Source organism: Klebsiella sp. Ech2A, assembly GCF_030078455.1.
Classification (GTDB): domain Bacteria; phylum Pseudomonadota; class Gammaproteobacteria; order Enterobacterales; family Enterobacteriaceae; genus Klebsiella; species Klebsiella terrigena.
Window position 1 is genome coordinate 1 of sequence record NZ_JAQGFU010000053.1, and the last position, 25,495, is coordinate 25,495.

The following is a 25,495-nucleotide window of genomic DNA, read 5'->3' on the forward strand; positions in this document are numbered from 1 at the left end:
GGTCATCAGACCGGGGCCGCCCGCCGCGCGGCGTTTTTTCGTCCGGCGCTGGCTCATTTTAATTTGTAAAAACTGCGTGGCTTTGGTGGGAAAATCGCGCCGCCGCTGCACGCGCCGCAGATGCTTTAGCTGCAAACGCCGCTGGCGCAGCGGCAGGCTAACGGCGTTAGCCGCGGCCACCGCATCCTGAATCGCCAGATTGACGCCCACTCCGCCGATAGGCGACATGGCGTGCGCCGCGTCGCCGATGCACAGCACGCCCGGCTTCGCCCACTGCTCCAGCCTGTCGATGCGGATGCTCAGCAGCTTCACCTGCTGCCAGCCAGCAATCTCCTGAAAGCGATCGTCCTGAAACGGAGCCACCTCGGCCACCTGCAGCAGGAATTTCTCCAGCCCGCTCTCCTGGATCGTATCGAAGCTCCCCTTCTCGATCGCATAGCCGCACTGCCAGTAATCGCCGCGATCGATCATGATGAAGTTGCGCCTTGGTCCGGTATGGCCCATCGACCACTGCGGATCCCCCGACCGCTTCGTGAGCTTCATCCACAGCAGATCCCGCGGCGCGCCGAACGATCGGCTGCTGAGCCCCGCCTTTTCCCGCACCACGGAACCCCGCCCGTCGGCGCCGACAACCAGCTGACAGGAAACGTCGATCGGCCCTTCCGGGGTCTCCGCCAGCACGCCGCACGCCCGGCCCTGCTCATAGCGCAGCTCGGCCACCCGCGCCGACTTTATCAGGGTGAAATGGGGAAAAGCGGCGGCGCGTTCGGCGAGGAAAGTGAGGAATTCCCACTGCGGCATAAAGGCGATGAATTTGCAGCGCGTCGGCAGGCGGGAGAAGTCCGCCAGCATCACGTTGCGCCCGGCGATCTCCGCCCACAGGGTTTCCGCGCGCTGGTGCGGCAGCGCCAGGAGATCGTCAAGCAGACCGAGCTGGTGCATCAGCTCCAGCGTGGAAGGGTGAATGGTATCGCCGCGGAAATCACGCAGAAAATCATCGTGCTTCTCCAGTACCGTCACGCTGACGCCCGCCCGGGCTAACAGATAGCCGAGCATCAGCCCGGCAGGGCCGCCGCCTGCAATACAGCAGTCGGTGGCGTAGGACGCGATCGAGGGTGATGACATGTTCTTAACTCCCCCTGGAACGACCCGCCGCGGTGAGTCGACGCGTCGTGGAATAATTGATAATGATTATCAATATCAGATAAAGCTGTCAACCCGTTACGCCATGCGGATCGTCCTATGTTCAAGCGTCCGGCGGGCCGCCGTACGGGAAAATTGCCGGCGGATAGCGCCGGCCTCGCTGGTTTTGCCGCCAGATGAGAATTTTTTTCATTAAATCTCTGCCCGATTTTGTCCCCCGCGTGACCTCTCTACTGAGATTTCAGTTTCACACTTTCAGGGAACCAGTCGATGTCTATAAAAAACAAAAACGCCGCAAAGCATCTACCCGGCAGAAAGCGGGCCGCCGGCAGAGCGATCGGCCCCGCGTGCGGGCTGCTGGTCTTTGCCACCTGCGCGACCGCCGTCTTCTCCGCCCAGGCGCAGCCGCAGCCGACGCAGCAGGCCGATGTTCAGACTTTCGCCATTCCGGCGGGGGATCTGACCCCGGCATTACAAAGTCTTGCCAGCAGCGCCCGGGTCATTCTGACCTTTACGCCGGAGCAAACCCGGGGGAAAAGCACCGCCGGCCTGCAGGGGCGATACGGCCTCTCAGAAGCCTTTAGCCGCCTGCTGGCGGGAAGCGGTCTCAGCGCCCAGCCGACGGCAAACGGCTACCGCCTGGTGGCGGCGGAACCGCTTGAGGAGCTGGTGATCCCGGAGCTGTCGGTGGTCAGCGGCTTAAGCGATAGCGTCTCCGCCGGCCGTTCGACCCTGAATCAGGAAGATATCGCGCGCGTGCAGGCCGATAACGTCGCCAGCCTGCTCGATCGCCTGCCCGGCGTCTCGATGGCCGGCTCCCCTCGCCCCGGCGGACAGAGTCTGAACATCTGGGGGATGGGCGATATGGAAGATGTCAACGTGGTGCTGGACGGCGCGCCCAAAGGGTTCGAGAAATACCGCCAGGGCTCGGTGTTCATCGAGCCGGAGCTGCTCAAGCGCGTTGACGTCGATAAAGGCCCGCACAACCTGCTGAACGGCAACGGCGGGTTTGGCGGCACCATTACGATGGAGACCAAAGACGCCGGCGATATGCTGGAGCCCGGCGAGAATTTTGGCGGCCTGCTGAAATACAGCTATCACACCAACGACCGCCAGGGGATCTACAGCGGCGCGCTATATGGCCGCACCGAAGAGGGGTTTGCCGACGGGCTGGTCTATTTCAGCAAGCGCGACGGGGGCAACATCAAGCGGCCTGACGGCACGCGCTTTGCCTACTCCTCCAACGATCAGGCCTCGTGGCTGGTGAAGTCGAACCTCTATCTGACCGATGCGCAGACGTTAACCCTGTCGGCAATGCGCTCCGAATCCGACGGCTGGCAGCCTTTTGCCGCCAAGCGCGATGATATCAGCGCCCCCAGCCAGGCGGATATCGACCGCTACGGCCGGGATGAAGCGTGGCGGCGCATCCTGGTGTATCGCGATCAGGTGGACACCAACTATTCGGTAAAATGGAACCTGGCGCCGGAAGAGCAGCCGCTGCTGAATCTGACGGTATCTTACGCCCACTCGAAAACCGAACAGCATGATAAACGGCCGGATTACGCGTCACAGTACAGCTACCTGGGCTCGTTGGGGAACGAGAGCTGGGTGAGCTATGTCGATCAGCAGCTCGATATGAACAACGAGAGCCGCTTTAGCAGCGGCCCGCTCGATCATAAACTGCTGTTCGGCGTGCGCTGGCATAAGCATAAACGCGATACGCTGATGTACTACCCGGCGCAGAAAAATAGCGCCAGCTACAATTACGGCTATTTCCAGCCCTACTATATGCCGGCGGGCGAGCAGGAAACCCGCAGCGCCTATCTGCAGGACGCGGTCAGCTACGGCAGCCTGACCATCACCCCCGGCGTGCGCTTCGATCACGTCACCAATACGGGGCAGCCCAACCGCGCGCCGCGCTATAACGATAGCGATCCTGCCGCCGGGCATGATTACAGCAGCGTCACCTACACCGGCTGGTCTCCGCACCTGGGGGCTATCTGGAAAGCCACGCCCAACCTGTCGCTGTTTGCCGACGTCAGCCGCACCTGGCGCGCGCCGGTCATTGACGAGCAGTACGAAGTTCAGTCGGCCAGCTCCAACGTTCCCGGCACCAGCCGTAATCTGAAGGTGGAGCGTATTACCGGAATTCGGGTAGGCGCGGTGCTGGATTTCAACAACCTGGTGACGGCAGAAGACAGCCTGCAAATTCGTACGACCCTGTTCCGCAACCGCGGCAAGGATGAGATCTTCTATCGTCGCGGGGTGCTGTGCGACGCCGCCAGAAGCGGAAGGGAGTGCGGCCAGCCGCTGTCGAACTACCGTAACCTGCCGGGCTATACCATTGAAGGCGTGGAGATTGAATCCTTCTACGACAGCGATCGGGTGTTCGGCAGCTTTGCGTACTCCGCGATCCGCGGCAAGCGCGATGCTTCCCCGCGCGATCCCTGGGGCAACCAGACCTGGATCGCGGAAATTCCGCCGGTCACCGCCCACGCGGTGCTGGGGATAAAAGTGCCGCAGTGGGATGCGGCGTTTGGCTGGACCGGCGACTTCGTACGTAAACAGGACCGCTCCCCGGCAGACGGCGATCCGCTCGCTTCCGTGTGGGCGCTGCCGAAAACCGCCGGCTACTCCCTGCATGGCCTGTTCGCCTCCTGGCAGCCTACGTCACTGAAGGGGTTTGAGGCCCGGGTGGCGGTGGACAATCTGTTCAATCACGAATATTACCCCTACCTCGGCGAATCCGTGTCCGGCGTCGGGCGGAATATTAAATTCAGCGTCAGCCAGCGTTTCTGACGTTTTACCCACGAGGGAGCCGCCGGCTCCCCTGCTTCTCTCCGCCTGAATTCCCCGCCTAATGTAAATAATCAGCAATCTCTTGACACATAACTTACATTATCTTAATTAGTAATGATTCTTATTTTCATTTAAAGCTCTCACGTTTGGTATGCCGCATGGCCAGGAAAGATATTGCAATCGCTAACGGGTTTGCCCGGCAGCTCTACAGTGAACATCACGGCTGGCTGTGCCACTGGCTGCGGCAAAAGGTCGGCTGCGCATGGCATGCCGAAGATTTGGCGCAGGATACTTTTATCAGCATCCTGCTCAGCCCGCAGCTCACGACCATTCGCCATCCCCGCCCCTTCTTAGCGACGGTGGCGCGCCGGCTGGTAGCCAACTACTACCGGCGCAAGCATATTGAGGAGCGCTATTTACAGGCCCTGAGCGAGCTGCCGGAGGCCGAATCCCCGTCGGCGGAAATCCGCCTGCAGGCGATCGAGATGCTGGAAAAGCTCGACCAGGCGCTGGACGGCCTGCCCGCGCCGGTGCGCGAAGCCTTCCTGCTGGCCCACCTGCAGGGCATGCGCTACTGCGATATTGCCGAGCGGCTGCGGGTCTCCGCCAGCTCGGTCAAACAGTATTTGCAGCGCGCGAACCTGCAATGTTTCTTTGCCTTATCATCATGATAGCAGCATGAGTCCTTCATCCACCCTCAATGAACAAAGCGCCCGCGAAGCCGCCATCTGGCTGACGCAGCTGATGTCGGAAGAGGTCAGCCAGCAGGATCGGGAAAACTGGCAGCGCTGGTATCAGTCGCGGCCGGAAAATGCCCAGGCCTGGCAGCAGATCGGCGCCTTTTCCTCCGGCTTTTCCCTGCTTAACGGCATAGCCGCGCAGCAGAGCCTGTCCCGGCTGGACAACCCCCAGCGCCGCCGGCTGCTGAAGAGTATTGCCGTGGTCGGGCTGACCGGCGCGGTGGGGATCGGCGCCGGGAACAGCCTCTGGCGCCCCTGGCTGGCGGACTACCGCACGGCGATCGGCGAACAGAAAAATGTAACCCTGGCGGACGGCACGCAGCTGATGTTGAACACGCAAACGGCGGTCAACGTCACCTCCCACGACGACGGCCAGCGGGTGGCGCTGCTGAACGGGGAAATGATGGTGACGTCGCCGCAGAGCGCCGGATTACTGCGGCTGCAGCTGCCGCAGGGCGAGCTCGCCGCGCACAACGGCCGGTTCGCGGTCCGGCTGGGCGATACGCAAAGCGATATTGCGGTATACCGCGGCCGGCTGAGCGCCCGTCCGGCGGCAGGCAGCCAGAGCGTGACCGTCAATGCGGGCTACGGTCTGTGGCTCAATGAACGCGGGTACGGCGCGCTGCACCGGGTGCCGGCGGAACCGGCCTGGCTACAAGGGCTGATCGTCGCCGATGATATGCGGCTGGCAGATTTCCTCGACGAGCTGGGCCGCTATCGCCGGGGCTATATACGCTGCCGGCCGGAGGTCGCCAACCTGAGACTGTCGGGCGTTTTCCCGCTCAATAACACTGACCGCATTCTTGATTCACTGCCTGACAGCCTGCCGGTCCAGATAAACTATCTGTCAAAGTACTTTGTCAGCGTCTCCTGAAGCCATTTACTCTGATAATGATATTTTTATGGCGTTATATCCCGTTATTCCCGCCACAGATGCCCTTTCCGGTCGGGCAGCGTGTCCTGTCTATTATCCGACGCTGATTAACGTCGCGGCATTGCGCTCGCGACGACACGCTCTCCTGTACCGGTGGTAATTTTTCCATGTTAAATAAAAACGCACTCTCCGCTGCCCCGCTTTTCCCCCAGGGATGGGAGCGGGGCACGGGAAGACGGTGGACTTTCGCAGGTCTGCTGACGCTGTTCCTTCACGTGATGCTGCTGGGCTGGCTCTGCTATCAGTCCAGCCCGCCGCCGCCGCTACCGGCGGCCGAGCCGATGGTGGTGTTAATGCTGTCCAGCCAGACCCAGTCCGTCGCCAGCCCGGAGAAAATGCCGACCGGGGTACTCCAGACGCATTCTCTACCCAGCAGCCAGCCCGTGGCGCAGAAGGAGGAGGTGAAAGAGGAGACCCGGCCAGCGCTGACCCAGGCCCCGCAGGGCACGGAGCCGAAGACGCCCCCGGCGGTCAAAAAGAGCAAGCCCGCGAAGCGCAAAGCGCCGACGCCGCCTAAAACGGCGGATGAACGGGAGGTGACGCCGTCAAAAACGTCTGCCGCAGCGGATACCAGCGCGCCGCCCTCGATGAACGACAGGCAGGTTGCGGCGCCGCAGAACATGGCGGCGCCGCAGGCGAACCCGATGAGCTCGGACTGGAGCGGGAAGCTGCTGGCGCACCTGAGCCGCTTTAAGCGCTACCCCGCCGTGGCGCTCCGCCAGCAGCGACAGGGGGTGGTGTATATCAGCATCACCCTGGATCGCCAGGGCAATGTGCTGGCGGCGAAGTTACTCCGCTCAAGCGGGGTGGATTCGCTGGACCGGGAAGCGGAGCAGCTGGCGAAGCGGGCCGCCCCGCTGCCTCCCCCGCCGGATGATATCCGGGCGGGACAGCCGTCGTTCAGCGTGACGCTCCCGATCCGTTTCGATCTCAGAGAGATGCGTCGGTGAAGAACGTACCGACGCGCATACGGGAAGCAGCAGCGCCCGGATGAACCACTATGAACGCGGCATCCATACCCCCCGATTTCCCGCTGGCCTGCTGGCTGGCGGAAGTGATGGCAGTTTGGTATCAGCGCTGAGACGAGCTGGTTTATTCGTAAGTTGGCGCGGCGAGAATGACGTTTTTCCCGATAGTTGATAATAATATTTGGCGCTAAATCATTTCATTATTAATAAGAAAATAAATCCATTCATTTATTCTATTCATGCGCTATACACATAAAGATTAAATATCTTTCTCAGCTTCTTAAAATAAGCCATAAGGCGCCGATTAAGTTTTATTATCCGCTGGACTTTGTCTTTATTACTGGATAAGTTTACAGGTGTTATTTAACGCAATGCGGATGTGCGCCAACACACCCGCATCGCTCATCACAATCACTATTTATAGGGAATAGCAATTATGACTGAGACCGATTGTATTGCAGATTCATTCGATGCAGAAGCGCCGGTGAAAAATAAGCGCCAGCTTACCGTGAGCTATGCGAGCCGCTTTCCGGATTATACCCGTATTCCGGCTATCGTTATGAAGGGCCAGTGGCTGGAGGCGGCCGGGTTCGCGACGGGTGCGAAGGTAGAGGTTCGGGTCATGGCGGGCTGTATCGTGCTGACGGCGATTGAGCCGGAACCCGAGCTGGAAGAAGCGATGCGTCGGGTTGAGAAGCTGTCGGCGAGGAAGCAGAAGCAGGTCCGGGAGTTTATTGGGGTGATTGCGGGGAAAGCGAGGTTGAAGCCTCTCGCATAAGGTAAATATCAATGCTGCTGGTTGTAATGAGGGCTTAGGCTAAGCCCTCATTACAACCAGCAGCATTCTGCCATATGAGACAGAGGGTCTTGCCGTTGCTAAGCCATCAGCGCTTCTCAATGATGAAACCATCCCGCCGCAAAAAATCTATCACCTTTTCGATATTGCCAATTCCCCACTGATTAGATATCGCAATCAGTTCGCCGGATGGGAGTTCGATCAGCGCATCTTCGTGCATATGATACCTGTTTTGCCTGCCTTCCGGGATTTGTTCGGCCAGGACGATCGTTCTGTGTATCAGAATTTCGCTTAGCTTAGATTTCAGAGTATTAAGATCCTGGGGATTATGTTTACTAATCCAGTCAGTGAAAAGTGCCAGGGCCAGCTTACGTTTATTATAAATCACGCCATTATATTTATACTCGGAGTAATCTTTTTCTGATTTTTGGCTGCTGATTATTTGCTCTGTCCGCTTCTCCCGGAATCTCACCTGGTACTCTTCTAATTCCGGCACCGGAATGATCTGTTCGGCATTAATGAAAACCTCGCCCTTAAAGCTATACGGCGTGAGGCGAACGCAGCGAATATCGATACCCTTATCCCTTAACCATATTGCGGTAGTCGTCAGCTCTTTGCTAAAACCTGCAGAAGCAAGAATAATGCGAATATCCTTACCAAAATCAACGAGTTCACTCTCTTCAAGGTCAACAAATTCAAGTAAGCTATCTTTGGCATTTATCTCTTTATTGTGCTTCAGCAAATAGGATTGATAGCATTCACACGCTTTAGTAAAGCTCATTGTGGAAATCATTGCCGCATATCTTAGCGCCTGCAGCTCCATATGCGCACCGATCTCATCTCGCTTCAACTCGATGACCACAAGATTGGCCTGCTTATCAATGGCTAACAGATCGATTCTACGACGGCTATCTTCCCAGTCAGAAAACTCTTCCGCGATCACCATGCAATCTGGCGCGATAATATCGATATTTGTCTCGATCGCTGCTTGTAAATCATATCGTTCCTGGAGGCCTTCTGAAGTGAAAGACGTTTTTTCCAGGGCTGTGAGTTTTTTATCAAAAATATTATACAGTGCCACCTTTAAGTTCCTTGTAGGCAAAAAAATAATTATTCTACATCCATCAGGCTTTTTAATTCTTGCGGTGTAAACGGGGGATTTCGGCGATGCAACATAGCATGGCAATTAGGGCAAACCGGAATAAGATCGGTTTTAGGGTCCAGATGATAATCTTCTTTAATTGCCGACAGCGGAGTCAGATGGTGAACATGGATAAATCCTTTCGCTATGTTCCCGTACTTCTTTGACATATCAAGGGCACAAACCATGCATAAATAGCCATGATAGCGCAGCGCAGCCTCGCGGGCATGACGATCCCGTTCATAGCGATTTACCATCACCTGAACCGCCGCCCCTTCAACGAACTCGTCCTGCGACAGTAGCTCATCGGGGAACAGAGAATCATCTGCAGCAACGCCGCCTTTATGATCTTCAATAATGCGAACCCCCTGGTCCATCAGCAGCTTGACGCATTTTGATTTGATCCCACCGCTGAAATCCGCAGGCGTAAATTCATAGCCGGTAACCATTGAAGCGGCAATCCCCACGATAGCCTTTGAAGGGTAACGACGCCCCTCAAACTCGACTTCGTACAGCCGCGCTGCCTTGAACTGGTGAGCAACACCTGCGTCATAGGCGCGAATGGCTTCGATGATGCTTTCCCTTGATAACCGATCCGGTAACTTCTTCACCTGATAAACTCATGCCATGGGAGATAGCTCATTATACTCAAATCGATATGCATTTCTCGATCACATAGACCAGAGGAATGATTCTGTCGGACCGATGTTATTACTGATTTTTTGCTTTATTAGACTTGAATAGACGTGGACTGATACAACTCTCGCGGGCAACATTTATGCTGCGACAGACGCCGTACATTGACTTTTCACTCACTAAATAGTTTACTTTTTTTATTATAGTCACACCATGAGTGAATCTATGGCATCAAAAATAAACTGGCTGTTGCAAAATACCTCTCCAGGAAGCCTGGTTTTGCAATCCTGGCTAACCCGGAACAACATATCGCCTTCTCTGGCCTTTAAATACGCGCAAAATGGCTGGTTAATAAAACTGCGGGCTGGCGTTTATGCGCGCGCAGGACGAGAACCAGACTGGAGTGATGCGCTATGGTGTCTGCAAAACCAGCTTGAAGCGCCGGTGCATCTGGCCGGACTGAGCAGTCTCTCCTGGCAGGGCCGTTCCCATTACCTACAGCTTAAGCAGAGTCAATGCTGGCTTAGCGTTGAAAACAAAGCGATATTGCCCAAATGGTTTAAAGAATTTCCCGGCGTTGAGTGGCGGGTGGTATCGGCTCTGAAGCTCCCTGAATTGGATGAAAAATACCGAACTGAGCTTGAGGTTAAAGGAAAAAGAATAACCGCCAGTACGCCAGAACTGGCAGCCTACGAGCTATTAAGCGCAGTACCTCAGGAAATCTCATTTGAGCACGCTGCCGAGCTTTTTCAGGGACTAGTCAATCTCAACCCACGTAAAGTGGAGAAGCTGCTTACGCTCAGCCAGTCCGTACAAACCAAGCGCCTGTATCTGTTTTTCGCCAGTTTCTATGAACATGCATGGTTCAAACGGGTAGATACCAGCAAAATCGACCTGGGATCGGGCAACCGACAAATCGTTGTTAATGGCAAGTTGAACACGCAATACCAGATTACCGTGCCCGAAAATTTTACCAGGAAGGGAATAAACCATGGATAAAACCTCTCCCTACTACCGCCAGGTCGCCCTGCTGGTGCGAGCATTACCCTATGTCGCTAACGAGCCCTGTTTTGCGCTGAAAGGCGGAACGGCGATCAACTTATTCATCCGTGATTTTCCCCGCTTGTCCGTTGATATCGATCTGGCCTGGATCCCGCTGGAAAACAGAGAGGTCGCGTTGCCTAACGTGCGGGAGGCGCTCACCCGTATTGCCGCTGAACTGGAAGCGCAAGCCGGGATCCGTGCAGTGCTGCAAACTCATGATCCCGATGAGATGCGCATCATTGTCACCACTGGCGACGCACAAATTAAAATTGAAGTCTCGCCGGTTGCCCGGGGAACACTATATCCACCGCAAGAACGCGACGTCGTCGAAGCCGTGGAGGAAGAATTTGGTTTTGCCGCGATCCCGGTTGTCTCACTGCCCGATTTATACGGTGGCAAGCTATGTGCTGCGTTAGATCGCCAGCATCCCAGAGATTTCTACGACGTCAAAATGCTCCTTGATACACAAGGAATCGACCGCGCTATTTTTAATGGTTTTATCGCTTACTTGCTCAGCCATAATCGCCCATTGTCCGAAGTGCTTAACCCACGCTGGAAGGATATTACCGAACCCTTTCAAAATGAATTCAGCGGTATGACTTTTGAGGAGGTATCACTGGAAGAGTTAAGAGAGGTCCCGGAAAGAATGCTCAGCGCGTTGAAAGCACATTTCACTCAACAGGATTTCGACTTCCTGATGTCATTTAAACGCGGCGAGCCTGACTGGAATTTAGCGCCAGAGCCCCATATTCAGAATTTGCCAGCCGTTCAATGGAAGCTGCGCAATATTGGCCGGATGTCGGAGGAAAAGCGCGCGCAGTCCCTGGATACACTGGAAAAGGTCATGACAGAATGGCTAAACTAGTTTATTAAATTTAGTATAGTTACACCAATAATGAAACTATACCATCTTTTATAAACAAGCAAAGCCATCTCAGAATCCATTGTCTTCCAGCACTTAAAACCAGGATTGCTATTGACCTCGTAGGCGATCTGGTTTGTCAGGACCTGCGGCGCTTTGGCGCAGACTATAAGTCCGGGTTTGTTTATCATCATACCAAGCGCACGCTCAGCTCCAGCCTGGCGGCAACGGGATTGGTGTGGTTAGCGTTGCCATTTTCAGTATTTGTTGTTACCAGGAGCTGTTGGGATTGGGCTAGCAATGTCAATGGCAGTGGCAGTGGGGTCAGTCCAAGCTAGTAGTGAACTTCTGTACTCTCTCGGTGACTGCATTTTCAGACCTTTATGGGGATGCAAGTTATTATAGTCTTCCATCCATTCCGTCAGTTTTTCCATTACGGTCACCGCATCAGGCAGGTCATTTACATACAAGTAATCACGCCTGAACGTTTTCACGAACGATTCAGCCATCCCATTGCTCTCCGGACTGCGCACTGGCGTCGTACACACGATGAACCCGAGTGAGGCGGCGAACGTTCTTGTTGAGTCCGCTATGTAGCAACTGCCTTTATCCGGCTACGCTCTCGAGTATTATAATGAAGCCTCACTGTTTGGACTGACCCCACATCCGTAAAACCGTTCGAATCTCGGCCATGACAGGAAGCCAGCGACACCTGTTAATGATGTGGCTCAGGCTTTGAGGGGATTATACGAAGGGGCACAACGCCCCCGTTTTCATTATGCTGTTGGGCGCTCGTTCCAGGCATCAGTAAACTGAACGTTCCCATCGTGAATCTTCCAGGTAATCTTCTCGTACTGCAAGCTGACGCTTTCACCGTGGTTCATTTTGTCATTGGCTGCAAGTTTGCAGTTAGGTACACCACAGTTAACGCCTGTGATTTTCACGTTTTCCATCAGTACAGAGTAATAAGGCACTTCTTGCCCTGCGTCGTTGATGTGGTAGAAACGGATCTCCGCACTTTTCAGTGTCTGACCAGTTGCGGCGGCTTTATATAGATAAGGTGTAGAGCTATCAACTTCCTTTTCAATCATCATTGATGAATGCTGACGTGTACCAGTAATTTTACCGTTGGCATTATCTACAGGTAAGTTAATACCGTGGCTCAGTCCGATAATCTCAATAGAACCATCACGATCCTTAACGTCTACAGATCCTTTAATGTCTGCGCCGCCATCATCTTTTAACCACATGTATGGAGGGATTGGCATTTTATTTGCTCCTTATTTTTCTGATCAATTTCATCGTTATGAAATAAATAACAGTAGTGGTAATAACGACCGTTAGAACGTCAAGGTAAAAATAAGTGTCATACATGGTTTCTGAGTTAATATCGCCGTAAACAAGGTCACTTATCTTTGATGCAATTGCATGATTAATGTAAATCTCTGGATTGCCTAATATTCTCCCTATAGCCATACCGATCAGCAGAAATAGAGCCGTCTTTAGCAATCTTACGCCCCATCTACGGGCAAGTGTTGGTGTTACCATTAGCCACTACCTCAACCCAACCACGAGCTATAAGAGAGCGCATACACGGAACCTGAATAAGCGATGTGTTCATCAATGCATTGCGAATTTGCGCGAAGTCGGAGTTATGACCAATAGTTATGCAACCCTCGGATAATGTTCCAGGATGAAGCCGGAATAATCCACGGTGAACATCGTTAATCCAGGTTCCGTCATCAATGCCCCAATCATCTTTATACAGAGCAAACCATTCATCACGTCCAAACTCTGCGCCGTGCCTAACCTTGTTCCATGTATCCTGTCCTTTGGCTTTCAATCCTGAAAGAAACCCGCCAGCACCACGATCAACTATCCAATATTTTCCAGGAGGCAACGGCCCATCCCCTTTTACAGCTCCACACGCTCCTTTGTTTCGATAAACACCATTACCGGAAAAAGCCATGAACACGCCCACACCGTACAGGTTGAAAGGTGCATAGTCTGCCCCGTTCAAAATCAACTTTCCTTGCAGAGCCATAAACCACCCAATATCCTTTTATAACATGTGGATTAGGGTATAAGCTGTTTAGCCGACAGTCCATTTTAACTTTATGATTTTATTTTAAATAATCTTATTTTGTTGATAGTAAGCTTTTGGCGATAGGATAAGGGTTATGGCAAATAGTGAAATTTATCAGGATATACGTGTACTCTTCAGGAATCTGTCTGAGATGCAGGCAGAATTTAAGCCAAGCAGATACTCGCAAACTGTGAACAGCACCATTAACACTTACAGCAGCCTTTGTGCGAGAAAGAATGAGGTAAGATTGAGTATGCAAGAAAAGTAAAATATTTCACTGAGCTGATTTTTTAAAAAATGGGAAAGGTGCGAAAGCCGGACTCGCCTTTTCATTTAATTTATTGAAAATTAATGGGTTGTTAAGTTTTTCTTTGGGATTTGTCCCAAGAATGGGACATAAAATTGAACACTGCGTGTAAGATCACAAAGTTGCGTGATTATTTTCCAGTTCCGAAACGCATTCCAGCATAGGGCTTCTCCTGGCATTGCGCCAGTCGAGATACTAAATCTCCCACATGCAGCTCCAGCTTGTGTCCATCCGGGTCAAGAAACTAGAAAGATTGCCTTCACTTTTATTATCTTTCCAGACCGTCACCGCTTGTTTCAGCTTATATGAGAACGGCTCAAAATCCTCTGGCGCGATGCTGAATGCGTAGTGGGTATAGTCACTTTCCTGAGGGGCCACGCAGTTACGGGATATGTCATAAGTAAGACAGATCCAAAGGTCACCACAGGTAAGGTATGTGCCGGTATCCCACTCAGTATGCAGTTGCACACTCAGCAAATCACGCCAGAAGGTCAGGTTGCTTTGCAAATTACTGACGGCAAGCGTTAAGTGGTTCAAAGATTGAAGCATAAGGATATCTATAAATTATATCTAAAAAAATATATAACTACAATTTATTATTTTATTCCCATAGGAGATCTTGTTCAAAGTCATATATTTCAATTAACTCCCTCTGAACTCCAATTCTTTTATCAATCATAAAGTCTGCCAATTGTTCACCATCGATAAGCACAACTGGAATACATGATGGTTTAAATGATATTTCCATCGCCTCTTTTGTATAACTGCTAGTTGTGATGAATATACCTTGTTCAAATTCTCCAGTAATATCGCCACGAAATGCCGATATCATACTCCTTCCTATTTTGTTCTCTGCGGCGTATTTTTTACATTGCACTGCAACTCGCATGTTTGCCAAACCTACTCTCAATAGTCCAATGACATCGACACCACCATCACGCCCTCTTCTCGTTAATTTTATTTCTAGGAAACCATATTTTATTAAAAATATTCGACAAAAATCTTCAAATTGTTCCGCAGTTAAACCTCTTAAATATTCAATAATTTCTTTTTTTACCCTATCTCTCTGTAAAGATGCTAAAGAATAAATTTCCAGTACTGAACGCTCAGCATCTTCTGTATTAACTTTATCTTCATTCAATACGCATTTGCTTTCACTCTTTATATTGGATGTTAATGCATATCGACCATCACTTAGTTTCCTAAAAAAACGTTTTTGATGCAAAGTACCAATAGATTTATTTATACAATGTCGATCCAAAGTTATTCTTACGACAGACTTTGGATCTCTGGCGCCAAACTCATATAGCTTATACTCAATAATGGCGTTATATATATCAGAAATAGATGATGCCCGATTGAGTATATTTAATGCCTCAATGGCTGCTTTTGCTATACTTTTCGATATCACAGCAATCCCTGAATTTTCTCAAAAATGATATCTAGAGGAAGCGATTCTGTCATATAACACCATGAAATGCGGATTGCCCCATAAATACGTTCTTCATCACAGCCCATCGCCTCAAGAACATGGCTTGCAGTATAATTTTGGGAAGTACAGGCTGAACCATTCGATACTGCTACTACCCCTTTTAAAGCGACCATTGCGGCTTCAGAATTCACATGTGGTATAGAAATATTTAAAACATGACTAGCAGTATTTTCTCCATTCACTTTAGCGCCCAGTGGCAAAAGAGTATCGAGTAGTGAAGATTTAATTTTTTGGCATTTATTACGCCACTCCAAATATTTCTCCTGGGCTTCAAAACAGGCTAAGCCCAGACCTACAATCAATGCAACCGGAAGTGTTCCCGGTCGTAACCCCTTCTCCTGCCCACCACCAAACATTAATGGTTCCAAAGGAATTTTTACAAAACCTCGTTTTCTGACAATGAGTGCACCAATACCTTTAGGGGCATATAATTTATGCCCACTAACACTCAACATATCAATTCTTTTGTTTATTAGCTCTTCGGGATACTTGCCATAACCTTGCGCTGCATCAATATGAAAATAAGCACTATGGTCTGCGAGTACTTTACAAACCTCCCTAATAGGCTGAATTGAACCTGTTTCATTATTTATATGCATAATAGATACTAAAAGAGTATCTTCACGTAATGCCTTTCGAAGATCTGTAGGATCTACAATACCACTTTTGTTGACCTTTAAATATGTTACATCAAACCCATTTTTGGCAAGGTAATCAATAGGCTCGAGAACAGCTTTATGTTCAATGGAGGTTGTAATTATATGTTTTTTCCCACTCTTAGCTGCTTCTGCTCTCAATCCTAAAATGGCAATATTATTGCTTTCTGTCGCTCCACTGGTAAAAAATACTTCGCTTCTATCAGCGCCGGCCAAAGATGCTACTTGTCCTCGAGCCTTCTCCACAGCCTGCTTAGCCTTCAAACCAAACTCATGTGTACGACTGCCTGCGTTCCCAAATTCCTCACACAAGTAATGTGTAACCAGAGCCGAAACCGAGGGAGAAATAGGGGCTGTTGCATTGCAATCAAGGTAGATAGTCATCAAGGTTCCACTCACATAAGATTACAGGTTTTTGGACACTATATGCTGACATACCGACCTTGGTACATCAAGAAGTGTAAGCTCACTATCAAAATCAATTAGCTGTATAGACATATAGTGCTTTTAATGGGTTAACTATTGACGTCATCCGCCAACACCTTAAGATAGCCATCATGAAAAGGGGCTAGATAACCAAATTGTCCATATAGAATGTATTGGTAAATAGATAGATTTGTCTGCAAGTTAACGTTTCTCCGCCAAAAATAGTACGATTCCTCCAGATATCGCATTTAAGAGACAAAATCCATCATAGGTTGTAAAGTTAGAGGTTGCTCTCGTGGTTTACATAGTGGTACGCCAATTGTGGATGTTGTAGTTGTTGCTCAAGTAGCGCTTCAAGCTCTCAGACTAACCAAAGGTAGAAAATGACAGTACAGAATCATCAATCAACCCGCTCAGCCTTTGACGATCTTGGATTCAGAGAGACTGTTGTCAGGCTAGTACAGCAAACAAAGGACCTCTACTTGAGTGATAACATCCCTTGGGTTATCGGCTATAGCGGGGGCAAAGACTCAACAGCAATTCTTCAGCTAGTCTGGCAGGCGCTTTCAGAGCTTGCCCTTGATAACAAGGCTCACAAGCAGGTGCATGTCATCAGCACAGATACGTTAGTCGAAAATCCTATTGTTGCTTTGTGGGTAACCCGTTCTCTCAAACAGATGGAAAGAGCTGTTGAGGAGCAAAAAATTCCATTGATACCTCACCGTTTGACACCTACAGTAAACGATCGATTTTGGGTGAATTTAATCGGTAGAGGTTACCCTGCCCCACGTTATAAATTCAGATGGTGTACAGATCGCTTAAAAATTAGTCCATCAAACAACTTCATTAAAAGTGTTGTCCAGAATAATGGCGAAGCAATTTTGGTTCTGGGGACTCGGAAAGCAGAGAGTACAGCTCGTGCAACAACAATGGAAATCTACGAAAATCGTGCAGATAATACCCGACGTGCTGCTGGTTTGTCTGTTAATAAAGAACTAGACAGAGTTTGGGTATATACCCCAATTGCTGACTGGAGCAACGACGATGTGTGGCAATTTTTGATGCAAGTAAAAAACCCTTGGGGTTTTAGAAACCAAGAACTGCTAACTATGTATCAAGGTGCAACAGAAGACGGAGAATGCCCCTTAGTCGTCGACAAATCAACTCCAAGCTGCGGTGATAGTCGTTTTGGATGTTATGTCTGCACGATGGTAGGAGAAGATAAGTCAATGTCGGCAATGATTCAGAACGATAGTGAAAAAGAGTGGATGTATCCACTTCTTGCACTACGTAACGAGATCGACATAAATGATTCAAACAAAGACAAAAAAGCTAAAAAAATACAGGAAGATAAAGACCGTCGTGATTTTAGGCGAATGAATGGAAGCTTAACAGTTCATATTAATGAATATGGCGCAGACTTGGTTCGGGGACCTTATCGACAGGCTTTCCGTGAACATATGTTACGTAAAGTACTGGAAGCTCAACTTCAAGTTCAAGCTCTCGGCCCTGAAGAAGTGAAAGAATTGGAGCTTCTTACTATTGATGATCTGGAAGCTATCAGAGAATTGTGGGTAGAAAGCAAAAATGAAGTTGAGGATAGCGTACCTACAATTTACCAGTCAGTGATGAATAAACCTTATCCAGGTAGCAAAGGTAAAAATCATCCATTGCTGAACCGTAACATTATGCAAAAATTAAAAGAAAAATGTGCGGAATTTGATGATACTGATGGTTTGAAATATGAGCAGGTCCGTGAGTTACTTACGATTGCAGACAAGCACAAACATCTTCTACGGCGTTCTACACTTTATAAAGAGCTAGAATCAGCTCTAGACAAAACTGCCTTTAATGATATTTCCGACGCTCGGAAATTCGCACTTGAAAAACGATTAAATGAGAACACCTATAAGATTGAAGATAAAAACATAAATGACGATGAGAAAAACAAACTACAATGGGAAATAGAAAAAATAGAGAAATCCCTCATTAACTATGATTATTTGAAATTAGAGCAAATTGATGTTCAAGAGATACAATTATGATTTTTGAAGAAATAAAACTTTATAACTTTGGAATATATCAAGGACATCATACTATCTCCCTTGATAGCCCTGACCATAAAAAACCAATTATATTAATAGGTGCTCTTAATGGTGCAGGGAAAACTACTTTCCTTGATGCTCTCCAGTTGGCGCTATATGGAAAATTTGCGAAATGTTCCAACAGAGGACGGTTAGGATACCTAACCTATCTTGAAAAAAACATTAATTCATTTTCTACAGACAGATCTGCAAGCATCACTTTACGGTTTCGTCATGGAGATAACAAAAAAAAACCTCAAATATATGAAATTAAGAGATCTTGGGTAAAAAATGGGAACAAAGAATGTAAAGAGAATATCTCTGTTCATTTTAATGGCAAGTATGATCAATTGATCAGTGAACATTGGGAGGAATTTGTCAACGAATTTATTCCTCAGTCAATATCTGAGTTATTTTTCTTTGATGGTGAAAAAATAGAAAACTTAGCAGATCCTAAACGTTCTGCCGAATTACTTAAAACTGGAATAGAAGCTTTACTAGGGCTAGAACTGCTTTCAACTCTATCGAGTGATTTAAACGAATTACAAAAGAAAAAACAAGAAAAACTACTTAAAAAAGAAGATGCTGTCAGCGTCGATGAAATAAAAACAAAAATAGCGTCCTTAGACGAACATAAAAAGCAGTTAACTTCTCAGATAGACATTCTAGAGGAGAAAGAGAAAGATGAAAATGAAAACTTGTCGTTTCTCCAAGAAAAACTAAAATCTAACGGTGCTGACAAGTTAGAATTAAAAACATGTTTTGAAAAAGAAAAAGCAGAATTAGAACAAAAATTTTTCGTGGTTAAACATGAATTATTAAAATTAGCCTCTGGAGCAATGCCTTTAGGACTAATACAGCATTTAGCTATTAAAGCAGAAAAACAGGCTTTGCTTGAAAAAAATTATAGAATATTTAATGATGCTGAATCACTTCTACAGAAACAGAAAGAACAGCTCTTAAATATGCTTTCTGATAAAGTAGATAGCATCGAACTATCTGATCTAAAAATGAAATTTGATGAAGCACAAATCATCGAAAAGGAAAAGAATACGGTAGACTGTTATATAAATACCGATCCCGTGTATTTTTTTGATTTAAACAACCGAATTCATCAAGACAAAAACTCAGCAGTCAACCTACTTTTAGTAAAGAAAAAGATAGAAGAAGAAATTATTTTAATAGACCGAAAAATAAATACAATTCCAACCTTTGAATCAGTAAAAGGCTTATTTTCAGAACATGCAAAACAAGAAGAAAAGTTACGTTCAGTCAGAAAAGAAAAAGAAATGTTATTGGTTTCATTAGAAAATATCGATAACGAGATAAAAAGCAATGAAACTGAGTATAATACTCTTTTAATTAGTAACAACTCGGCCCATTTCGAGCAGAAAAGACAGAGTCAAATTATCAATCATATTGATACATTAAGAGAAATAATTATATCCTTTAATAAACAACTTGTAAGTGAAAATATTAGCAAGCTTGAGAAAAAAATAAAATCAAAGTTTGATCAATTGAAAAGAAAAGAAAGTTTAGTAAATAGAATAGAAATTAGTCCGACTGATTATTCTATGACTTTGTATACCTCGAGTAGACTAGAAATCCCAGCAAATCGCCTTTCTGCAGGAGAGAGACAATTACTCGCCATAGCTATTCTCTGGGGATTAGCCGATAGTTCTGGGAAAGAATTGCCAACAATAATTGATACTCCTATGGGAAGATTAGATGGAGAACACAGAATTCGCTTAATAGAGCAATATTTTCCAAATGCTGCCTCACAAGTTATTCTGTTATCTACGGATGAAGAGATTTATGGTCAATATTATTCCAAATTGAAGCCATTCATAGCTCAAGAATACAATATTGTCTATAATGAAAAAGATAGGTCTTCATATTTTTCAAATGGATATCTGGAGAGTGCATTATGAGCATCGAGCATGTAAGACTTTCCGAAAAAGCGAAACAGCAGCTGATCACTCTAAAGCGACGAACTGGCATCGAGAATTGGAATGTACTGTGTCGTTGGGCATTTTGCCTATCTCTTGCTGAGAAAGCCGTTCCTCCGCATGAGGATATTATCACCGATAGCTCAATTGAAATGACATGGAAAACGTTCTCTGGTGAGCAATCAGAAATCTATTTAGCGATCTTAAAACAACGAATTCATGATGATTATAATGAAAGTCATGAAAATATAGATATAAATTATCTATTCAAAATTCACTTGCACCGCGGCATTTCATATATGATAAATAAAGTCAATAGCATTGATGACATAATAGAAATGTAATTATATACCAACAAAAGGCACATATATAATATGTGCCTTTTGAGTTGTATTATAACATATACTAATCATTAAAACTCAAAATCCGTGCGCAAAACAAAACGGTCATTCTCATAAGCATGTTCATAGCACATAATTTTCATACTTATAGGATTTATTATTTTTCCAGCACCATGAAATGACGATATTGTTAATTGTGAATTTTCCAAATTATTTTTACACCCATCACATTCACATTTTCTCTTCAAGCCTAATGTCCTGATCGCCCAATAATAATTATCAATACTTTGATAAGGTCGTATAGCTTTAGTATATTTCGTTCCTCTTCCATACATTGATACCTGCGAACTTTTCACCATATTGGCCCACCCACAAATTAATCTAAAGTTTTCGATAGAATCATCTCCTCCTAATGCAAAAGGATAGAGATGATCTACTTCTATTTTTAGATCTCGTTCAACCAAACCAATTGGCATATATTTATCTACATAATCAGGCAATTTTATTTTGACATCGCGCTCACCTAAAAAAATAGCAACAGCCTCAGGCGAAAAAGGCATACCAGTCAACCAGCAACGAGGTTTTTCACCAAGAAGATCCAATAATTCACGTCGTTCTGATAAAGAAATTTTTCTTCGCTTATTACTCTCGGTGATGATTTTTACCCTTTGCAGAACATATCTTGATATTATGCCCGATACTTCCATCTTATCAGTTCGGTCATAAGTCCATCCGCATATTGTATCGATAATGCGAAAGACATCATAATATATTTCAGGATAAGTCACATTACTCGACAGATATTTTACATCAACAAATTGCTCAATAAACCAACGCCCCCATTCTCGATACATATCGCCTTTTAAAAGATCTCTTCTGAATCCAAGCATTGGATCCGGAAAAGACATATGAGACAACTCATTTTGCGTATCATTACACCATGCTTTTTGTATATTTAATATACTATTGATGACAAAATTGAAGTCTCTTTCCATAAGTCAGTCAGTCTTTTTAGGGTTACGATACATTCTGATTTGAGGCATAGCTGATGAGTTTTTTCTATAATCAGACCATAACTGAGCCCACCGGTCTCTGATTCCTTTTGAATCTTTTTTGACACCAGATAATTCCCAATCACGATCAAAATATGCTGGTTTAACATCCTGTAACCATTCATCCACTAAAGACTCTAGATGCTCTTTAGAATCAATACCAGTACGTGTTTCAACAAGATATTGGAAAAAATCTGAAGATAGGATCATTAAAGATATTTTGTTAAAGATATTAGATTCTCGAGGTGCTCCCCAAAAATTTTTCCTATCTTTATTTTCACGTTGAGCGAGTTTATTGCTAACTTTGATCCAAAAACAAACAAATAATTCTCTCCAAGGCCCTTCGAGAGAACGCCAATAATCATATGCTGATGAAAATACATTATCATCAAACTCAGAAACAACCCCAGATGTGGAAAGGTATTTTTCTTGCCAAATTTTGGCGTAGTCGTTCCTTTCACCAAATAAAACGCCTCCTCTCAACTCTTTAAAAATATTTATAATTTTCCCCATAACGGACCACTGCAACATATCTTTAGAATCGCTGTTTACACCACGCTCTACAAGGTTTGAAAATGGGCTGACTGGGTTTTTAGCTATCCATGTTATAGCACGAGCTTCTTCGAGCTTGATACCAGAATCCATTAAGCGCTGAGATACAACTTCCATTTCATCATTAGTTAATGTTGTTGATACTATAGTCCCTAGCAATGAGCGTTCAATTGGTGTAGCTTTCTGGTTAATAACAACAAACTGAAATACTTGCTCAGATGGACTATCTGACATTAATAAAGAAACCGGCAAAACTCGTGTATGTTTTTTCAAAATTTCAGTATTAGCCATTGTAGCATCGGTACCATCATTCAAATATGATGATAACTCATCATCGAATTCACCAGTTTCCAATCTGGAAGTTATTTCACCAATAGCACCTAACAGTCTATGTTGCCCATCAACCAATGAAACAGGAAGGATGAAAGAAATAAGGGAATCTTTTTTAAATCCTAAAAACTCATCCCGCTCTATATATAACTCAGGATTTTCTTTCAGAATTTCGTGACGTAAAGCTATTTCTCTAATAAAATCTGCTATATGTGATTCATCAAAAATAAAAGAATCCTGTTCGGACTCTTTTATTTCTTCAACACTCTCACTTTCTAAATCATCTAGCGGATGTTCATCTTCTTGGTCATCTATTTTCGCTTCATTCAGAATTGATAGTTGTTTCTTAAGTTCCTGCTTATCTTCTTCCGAAATTGAAATTTTCACTTTACCATTTAACCGACTTTCAAGAGACTGTCTTAAGATGCCAAACAAATCAATTATCGGCATATCATAAAAACTAGGGAATTCAATTTTTAAAGTACCGGCACAATCATTACTATCTTTACTTTTGAAGCTAATTTTACATCCAGTTATATCTCTCATTGCACAAATAAGTGTATTTTGGACTACATTTTTCTGATTCAGATAAAACTTTTTCAGCTCGCTTAACCTTGCTCTATTGTCAACACGTTGAAAACCAACTGTTTCTATATCTTCAAATGACTTTTTTTGAGGGACTCCTGCCCATTGATGAATCTCATAAGCAGAAGCCCCAAACAACACAACATCGCTACACATTCCATTCTGCTTAATTTTTATTGCGGGATATTCAAATGTAAGTTTTTGCATTCTTTTTTCCTTTTAGATTTAATGTGTTGCGATGTATACACCCCATTATCTTTCTATGGCATTCATTATTCTTGTATCTTTCTCATTGTCAAGCTACCTGACACTTCTAACCAATAACAAATAATACATAACAAATTGTTTTATAAGGATAAAAACAAAAAACTATAATTTATAACTATCTACAAGTACTTTCGTACATACCCTACAACACAAAAAGTGGACTGACGCCGCCGAGATGACTGTGGCGGCGGGACCGGTTATAGAAGACTTCAATGTAATCGAAGATATCGGCCCGGCCCAGCTCCCGGGTTTTATAGATGTGTTTTCTGATCCTTTCTTTTTTCAGCGAACTGAAGAACGATTCGGCCACCGCGTTATCCCAGCCGCTGCCACGCCGGCTCATACTGGGTGTCAGGTTATTGGCCCGACAGAAGCGCTGCCAGTCGTCGCTGCCGTACTGGCTGCCCTGGTCTGAGTGCACGACAACCTCGCCGTCAGGTTTACGACGCCAGACCGCCATCATCAGCGCATCCAGTGCCAGTTCGCGTGAGAGGGTCGGCTTCATCGACCAGCCCACCACGTTACGGGCAAAAAGAGGTCGATAACCACCGCCAGATACAACCATCCCTGCCAGGTCCGGATATAAGTAATGTCGGTGACCCAGACCTGATTGGCCCGGACAACGGTAAACTGCCGCTGCACGCGATTAGGGGCAACCACTGAAGGTCGGCCGGCGATACGCCGTGGCGCTTTATAGCCACGCACGGCTTTAATCCGGTTCAGTTGCATAATACGGCCCACCCGGTTTTTGCCGCAGGTTTCCCCGATTTCGTTCAGATCGCCATGAACCCGCCGGTAACCGTATACGCCTTCGCTCAGTGAATAGGAGTCGCGGATAAGCATCAGCAGACGCTGGTTATCTTTATCACGCGCCGAGACCGGGTTGTGCAGCCACGCATAGAACCCGGCCCGGGCGACATTCAGTACCCGACACATCGTCATCACACCCCACACAGTGCGGTGTTCATTGATAAAGCGGTACTTCAGTCGGGCTCCCTTGCAAAGTACCGCGCGGCCTTTTTCAGGATATCCCGTTCTTCTTCGGTACGTTTTAGCTGCGCCCGTAGTTTCAGGATCTCGCTTTTGGCTTCCAGTAAATCCCGGGCATGCTGCTCGCTGTTATCAGGCTTGATAGCCCGTAGCCACTTGTAGAGACTGTGCGCAGAAACGCCCAGACGGTCGGATACTTCGGCAACGGAATAACCGCGTTCCGTTATCTGACGGACGGCTTCTTCCTTAAATTCAGGTGTAAATCGTGGTGTGCCCATATGCTCCCCCTATGCTCAAACTATAGGGCAGGATCGTCTACCGGGGTGGGGTCAGTCCAAACTATAGGGCAGGATCGTCTACCGGGGTGGGGTCAGTCCACTATGCGACGAAGTAATTCAGGTATGCGGTTCATTTCAAGAGCTGCACGGTGCTGTCTTTTCGCCGTAGCAACCGCACCGGCAATCTCTTGCGCGGGGTTGTAATCGATTAAGCCGCTTTGAACGGCAAAGCGCATAATCACGGTAGTACGCTGCTGTAAACGAGCGGCGACTTCAAGACGCCTGGATGACTCGACTGCTTTGATGGGTACAGTTAGGGAACCATACCGTCGCCGTCAGTAAGTTTATAGGCTTTTGCTTCAGGCTTAGCCGAACGAACCTTCACATCACTCAGAGCCATGATGAATATCCTTTCAAGGGTTCTGTGTGGGTACAAACATTATCGAACCGCGATATACCCGCAGTTGTACCCGCATCAGTAAGTTGATGTAGATTGAATCAGGTTGACTTAGGTTGAGGGAAAAATCGCGGAAAGCCTTGTGTGGCGCGGATTTCAGGCACAAAAAAAGACGTCCGTTGACGTCTATTGATGTTCCGATGGTGCCGAAGGCCGGACTCGAACCGGCACGTATTTCTACGGTTGATTTTGAATCAACTGCGTCTACCGATTTCGCCACTCCGGCACAGAAGGGATACGGAAACGTTGTGGATTATACCTGTCGTTGGCTGCCATGCAAGCAACAGCGTATGCCGGCTACGCTAAGTGTCGAAAAAAACAGCGTAACCCGCCTTTTGCCGCGCTAACCCGCGAACTCCCCTACTCTCTCAGGCTCTTATCTCCGAACCGGCTAGCAAAAACCAGCAAATGCTTCAGGGCGGTTTACATTTTCAACCACCGGTTATCAGACCCCGCTATTGGTTCGCGTAATAACGCAGAGACTTTCCCAATATCAGGGTTCGCTATGCGTTTCTATCCGCTCAAACCCGCGTAGGAGAACTGCTGGTGCAGCCTTATTCCTGTCCCTTATACACATTTC

At 47.1% G+C, this 25,495-nt stretch carries 20 protein-coding genes, 1 tRNA gene and 4 pseudogenes; 11 read left to right on the forward strand and 14 right to left on the reverse strand.

Features of this window, described 5'->3' with window-relative positions; translation table 11 throughout:
* On the reverse strand, positions 1-1,125 hold a 1,125-nt coding region (locus PFH44_RS12165; protein ID WP_283825126.1), incomplete at its 3' end, for an FAD-dependent oxidoreductase.
* A 288-nt stretch (positions 1,126-1,413) separates the two neighbouring features.
* Here PFH44_RS12165 and PFH44_RS12170 point away from each other — a divergent pair.
* The 5 genes from PFH44_RS12170 (at position 1,414) to symE (ending at position 7,362) form a co-directional block, all read left to right on the forward strand.
* A complete protein-coding gene (locus PFH44_RS12170) occupies positions 1,414-3,942 on the forward strand; it encodes a TonB-dependent receptor (protein WP_283825127.1) in 2,529 nt (842 codons plus the stop codon).
* Positions 3,943-4,100: 158 nt separating this feature from the next.
* The gene (locus tag PFH44_RS12175) at positions 4,101-4,613 is read left to right on the forward strand and encodes a sigma-70 family RNA polymerase sigma factor (RefSeq protein WP_128879188.1); all 513 of its coding nucleotides are present in this window, start codon (positions 4,101-4,103) and stop codon (positions 4,611-4,613) included.
* A 7-nt stretch (positions 4,614-4,620) separates the two neighbouring features.
* Positions 4,621-5,556, forward strand: a complete 936-nt coding sequence (locus PFH44_RS12180) for a FecR domain-containing protein (protein WP_283825128.1) — start codon at positions 4,621-4,623, stop codon at positions 5,554-5,556.
* Positions 5,557-5,723: 167 nt separating this feature from the next.
* Complete coding sequence (locus PFH44_RS12185) at positions 5,724-6,566, forward strand: energy transducer TonB (protein ID WP_283825129.1); 843 nt, start codon at positions 5,724-5,726, stop codon at positions 6,564-6,566.
* A gap of 454 nt (positions 6,567-7,020) precedes the next feature.
* The gene (gene symE, locus PFH44_RS12190; RefSeq protein ID WP_283825130.1) at positions 7,021-7,362 is read left to right on the forward strand and encodes an endoribonuclease SymE; all 342 of its coding nucleotides are present in this window, start codon (positions 7,021-7,023) and stop codon (positions 7,360-7,362) included.
* Between the two features lie 106 nt (positions 7,363-7,468).
* On the opposite strand, the gene PFH44_RS12195 is transcribed toward symE, so the two are convergent.
* Together PFH44_RS12195 and PFH44_RS12200 are read right to left on the reverse strand one after the other, a co-directional pair.
* Positions 7,469-8,461, reverse strand: a complete 993-nt coding sequence (locus PFH44_RS12195; protein ID WP_283825131.1) for a PDDEXK family nuclease — start codon at positions 8,459-8,461, stop codon at positions 7,469-7,471.
* A 29-nt stretch (positions 8,462-8,490) separates the two neighbouring features.
* On the reverse strand, positions 8,491-9,132 hold the full coding sequence (locus tag PFH44_RS12200; protein WP_283825132.1) for an HNH endonuclease: 642 nt from the start codon (positions 9,130-9,132) through the stop codon (positions 8,491-8,493).
* A 250-nt stretch (positions 9,133-9,382) separates the two neighbouring features.
* Here PFH44_RS12200 and PFH44_RS12205 point away from each other — a divergent pair, with 250 nt between their 5' ends.
* The 3 genes from PFH44_RS12205 to PFH44_RS12215 all read left to right on the forward strand — a co-directional run bounded on the left by PFH44_RS12205 (position 9,383) and on the right by PFH44_RS12215 (position 11,401).
* Positions 9,383-10,156, forward strand: a complete 774-nt coding sequence (locus PFH44_RS12205) for a type IV toxin-antitoxin system AbiEi family antitoxin (RefSeq protein ID WP_283825133.1) — start codon at positions 9,383-9,385, stop codon at positions 10,154-10,156.
* Positions 10,149-11,066 (forward strand): nucleotidyl transferase AbiEii/AbiGii toxin family protein, encoded by a 918-nt coding sequence (locus PFH44_RS12210; RefSeq protein ID WP_283825134.1) that lies wholly within the window; start codon positions 10,149-10,151, stop codon positions 11,064-11,066. The genes PFH44_RS12205 and PFH44_RS12210 overlap by 8 nt, the downstream gene beginning before the upstream one ends.
* Before the next feature lie 74 nt (positions 11,067-11,140).
* On the forward strand, positions 11,141-11,401 hold the full coding sequence (locus tag PFH44_RS12215; protein ID WP_463671547.1) for an IncC plasmid conjugative DNA transfer DtrJ family protein: 261 nt from the start codon (positions 11,141-11,143) through the stop codon (positions 11,399-11,401).
* On the opposite strand, the pseudogene PFH44_RS12220 reads toward PFH44_RS12215, so the two are convergent.
* The 6 genes and pseudogenes from PFH44_RS12220 to dndA form a co-directional block, all read right to left on the reverse strand.
* Positions 11,402-11,674, reverse strand: a pseudogene (locus tag PFH44_RS12220) (integrase core domain-containing protein); the annotation flags it as partial.
* 165 nt (positions 11,675-11,839) lie between these two features.
* On the reverse strand, positions 11,840-12,331 hold the full coding sequence (locus PFH44_RS12225) for an Hcp family type VI secretion system effector (protein ID WP_283825135.1): 492 nt from the start codon (positions 12,329-12,331) through the stop codon (positions 11,840-11,842).
* A gap of 254 nt (positions 12,332-12,585) precedes the next feature.
* A complete protein-coding gene (locus tag PFH44_RS12230; RefSeq protein WP_283825136.1) occupies positions 12,586-13,107 on the reverse strand; it encodes a DUF2778 domain-containing protein in 522 nt (173 codons plus the stop codon).
* Between the two features lie 479 nt (positions 13,108-13,586).
* Positions 13,587-14,005: pseudogene (locus PFH44_RS12235) on the reverse strand (VOC family protein).
* 52 nt (positions 14,006-14,057) lie between these two features.
* Positions 14,058-14,867 (reverse strand): restriction endonuclease, encoded by an 810-nt coding sequence (locus PFH44_RS12240; protein WP_283825137.1) that lies wholly within the window; start codon positions 14,865-14,867, stop codon positions 14,058-14,060.
* The gene (gene dndA, locus PFH44_RS12245) at positions 14,864-15,988 is read right to left on the reverse strand and encodes a cysteine desulfurase DndA (protein ID WP_283825138.1); all 1,125 of its coding nucleotides are present in this window, start codon (positions 15,986-15,988) and stop codon (positions 14,864-14,866) included. The genes PFH44_RS12240 and dndA overlap by 4 nt, the downstream gene beginning before the upstream one ends.
* A 425-nt stretch (positions 15,989-16,413) precedes the next feature.
* Between dndA and dndC the strand changes: the two genes are divergently transcribed.
* Genes dndC through dndE form a run of 3 tightly spaced genes read left to right on the forward strand, consistent with a single transcriptional unit; the run spans position 16,414 to position 20,407 of the window.
* Positions 16,414-18,075 (forward strand): DNA phosphorothioation system sulfurtransferase DndC, encoded by a 1,662-nt coding sequence (gene dndC, locus PFH44_RS12250; protein ID WP_283825139.1) that lies wholly within the window; start codon positions 16,414-16,416, stop codon positions 18,073-18,075.
* Positions 18,072-20,045: a DNA sulfur modification protein DndD gene (gene dndD / locus PFH44_RS12255; RefSeq protein WP_283825140.1), complete on the forward strand. Its 1,974-nt coding sequence runs from the start codon at positions 18,072-18,074 to the stop codon at positions 20,043-20,045. Before dndC ends, dndD begins: the two co-directional genes overlap by 4 nt.
* Entirely contained in the window at positions 20,042-20,407 is a 366-nt protein-coding gene (gene dndE, locus PFH44_RS12260) for a DNA sulfur modification protein DndE (protein ID WP_283825141.1), read from the forward strand. Before dndD ends, dndE begins: the two co-directional genes overlap by 4 nt.
* A gap of 68 nt (positions 20,408-20,475) precedes the next feature.
* Here the strand turns inward: dndE and PFH44_RS12265 are convergent, their stop codons facing one another.
* From PFH44_RS12265 to PFH44_RS12285, 5 genes and pseudogenes are all read right to left on the reverse strand, one after another.
* Positions 20,476-21,399, reverse strand: coding sequence for an HNH endonuclease domain-containing protein (locus PFH44_RS12265; RefSeq protein ID WP_283825142.1), 924 nt, complete (start codon positions 21,397-21,399; stop codon positions 20,476-20,478).
* 3 nt (positions 21,400-21,402) lie between these two features.
* Complete coding sequence (locus PFH44_RS12270; protein ID WP_283825143.1) at positions 21,403-23,130, reverse strand: ParB N-terminal domain-containing protein; 1,728 nt, start codon at positions 23,128-23,130, stop codon at positions 21,403-21,405.
* Positions 23,131-23,332: 202 nt separating this feature from the next.
* Positions 23,333-24,458, reverse strand: a pseudogene (locus PFH44_RS12275) (IS3 family transposase).
* A gap of 101 nt (positions 24,459-24,559) precedes the next feature.
* A pseudogene (locus PFH44_RS12280) lies at positions 24,560-24,775 on the reverse strand (phage integrase central domain-containing protein); the annotation flags it as partial.
* A gap of 281 nt (positions 24,776-25,056) precedes the next feature.
* Positions 25,057-25,141, reverse strand: a tRNA-Leu gene (locus tag PFH44_RS12285).
* Between the last annotated feature and the right edge of the window lie 354 nt (positions 25,142-25,495).

Excerpts from the sequence above, each read along its gene's own strand:
- PFH44_RS12205 (WP_283825133.1), top strand. The coding sequence starts at position 9,383 with ATGGCATCAAAAATAAACTGGCTGTTGCAAAATACCTCTCCAGGAAGC.
- dndE (WP_283825141.1), top strand. The coding sequence starts at position 20,042 with ATGAGCATCGAGCATGTAAGACTTTCCGAAAAAGCGAAACAGCAGCTG.
- PFH44_RS12225 (WP_283825135.1), bottom strand. The coding sequence starts at position 12,331 with ATGCCAATCCCTCCATACATGTGGTTAAAAGATGATGGCGGCGCAGAC.
- PFH44_RS12270 (WP_283825143.1), bottom strand. The coding sequence starts at position 23,130 with ATGCAAAAACTTACATTTGAATATCCCGCAATAAAAATTAAGCAGAAT.
- dndD (WP_283825140.1), top strand. The coding sequence starts at position 18,072 with ATGATTTTTGAAGAAATAAAACTTTATAACTTTGGAATATATCAAGGA.
- PFH44_RS12180 (WP_283825128.1), top strand. The coding sequence starts at position 4,621 with ATGAGTCCTTCATCCACCCTCAATGAACAAAGCGCCCGCGAAGCCGCC.
- PFH44_RS12175 (WP_128879188.1), top strand. The coding sequence starts at position 4,101 with ATGGCCAGGAAAGATATTGCAATCGCTAACGGGTTTGCCCGGCAGCTC.
- PFH44_RS12230 (WP_283825136.1), bottom strand. The coding sequence starts at position 13,107 with ATGGCTCTGCAAGGAAAGTTGATTTTGAACGGGGCAGACTATGCACCT.
- PFH44_RS12170 (WP_283825127.1), top strand. The coding sequence starts at position 1,414 with ATGTCTATAAAAAACAAAAACGCCGCAAAGCATCTACCCGGCAGAAAG.
- PFH44_RS12185 (WP_283825129.1), top strand. The coding sequence starts at position 5,724 with ATGTTAAATAAAAACGCACTCTCCGCTGCCCCGCTTTTCCCCCAGGGA.
- symE (WP_283825130.1), top strand. The coding sequence starts at position 7,021 with ATGACTGAGACCGATTGTATTGCAGATTCATTCGATGCAGAAGCGCCG.
- dndA (WP_283825138.1), bottom strand. The coding sequence starts at position 15,988 with ATGACTATCTACCTTGATTGCAATGCAACAGCCCCTATTTCTCCCTCG.
- PFH44_RS12210 (WP_283825134.1), top strand. The coding sequence starts at position 10,149 with ATGGATAAAACCTCTCCCTACTACCGCCAGGTCGCCCTGCTGGTGCGA.
- dndC (WP_283825139.1), top strand. The coding sequence starts at position 16,414 with ATGACAGTACAGAATCATCAATCAACCCGCTCAGCCTTTGACGATCTT.
- PFH44_RS12265 (WP_283825142.1), bottom strand. The coding sequence starts at position 21,399 with ATGGAAAGAGACTTCAATTTTGTCATCAATAGTATATTAAATATACAA.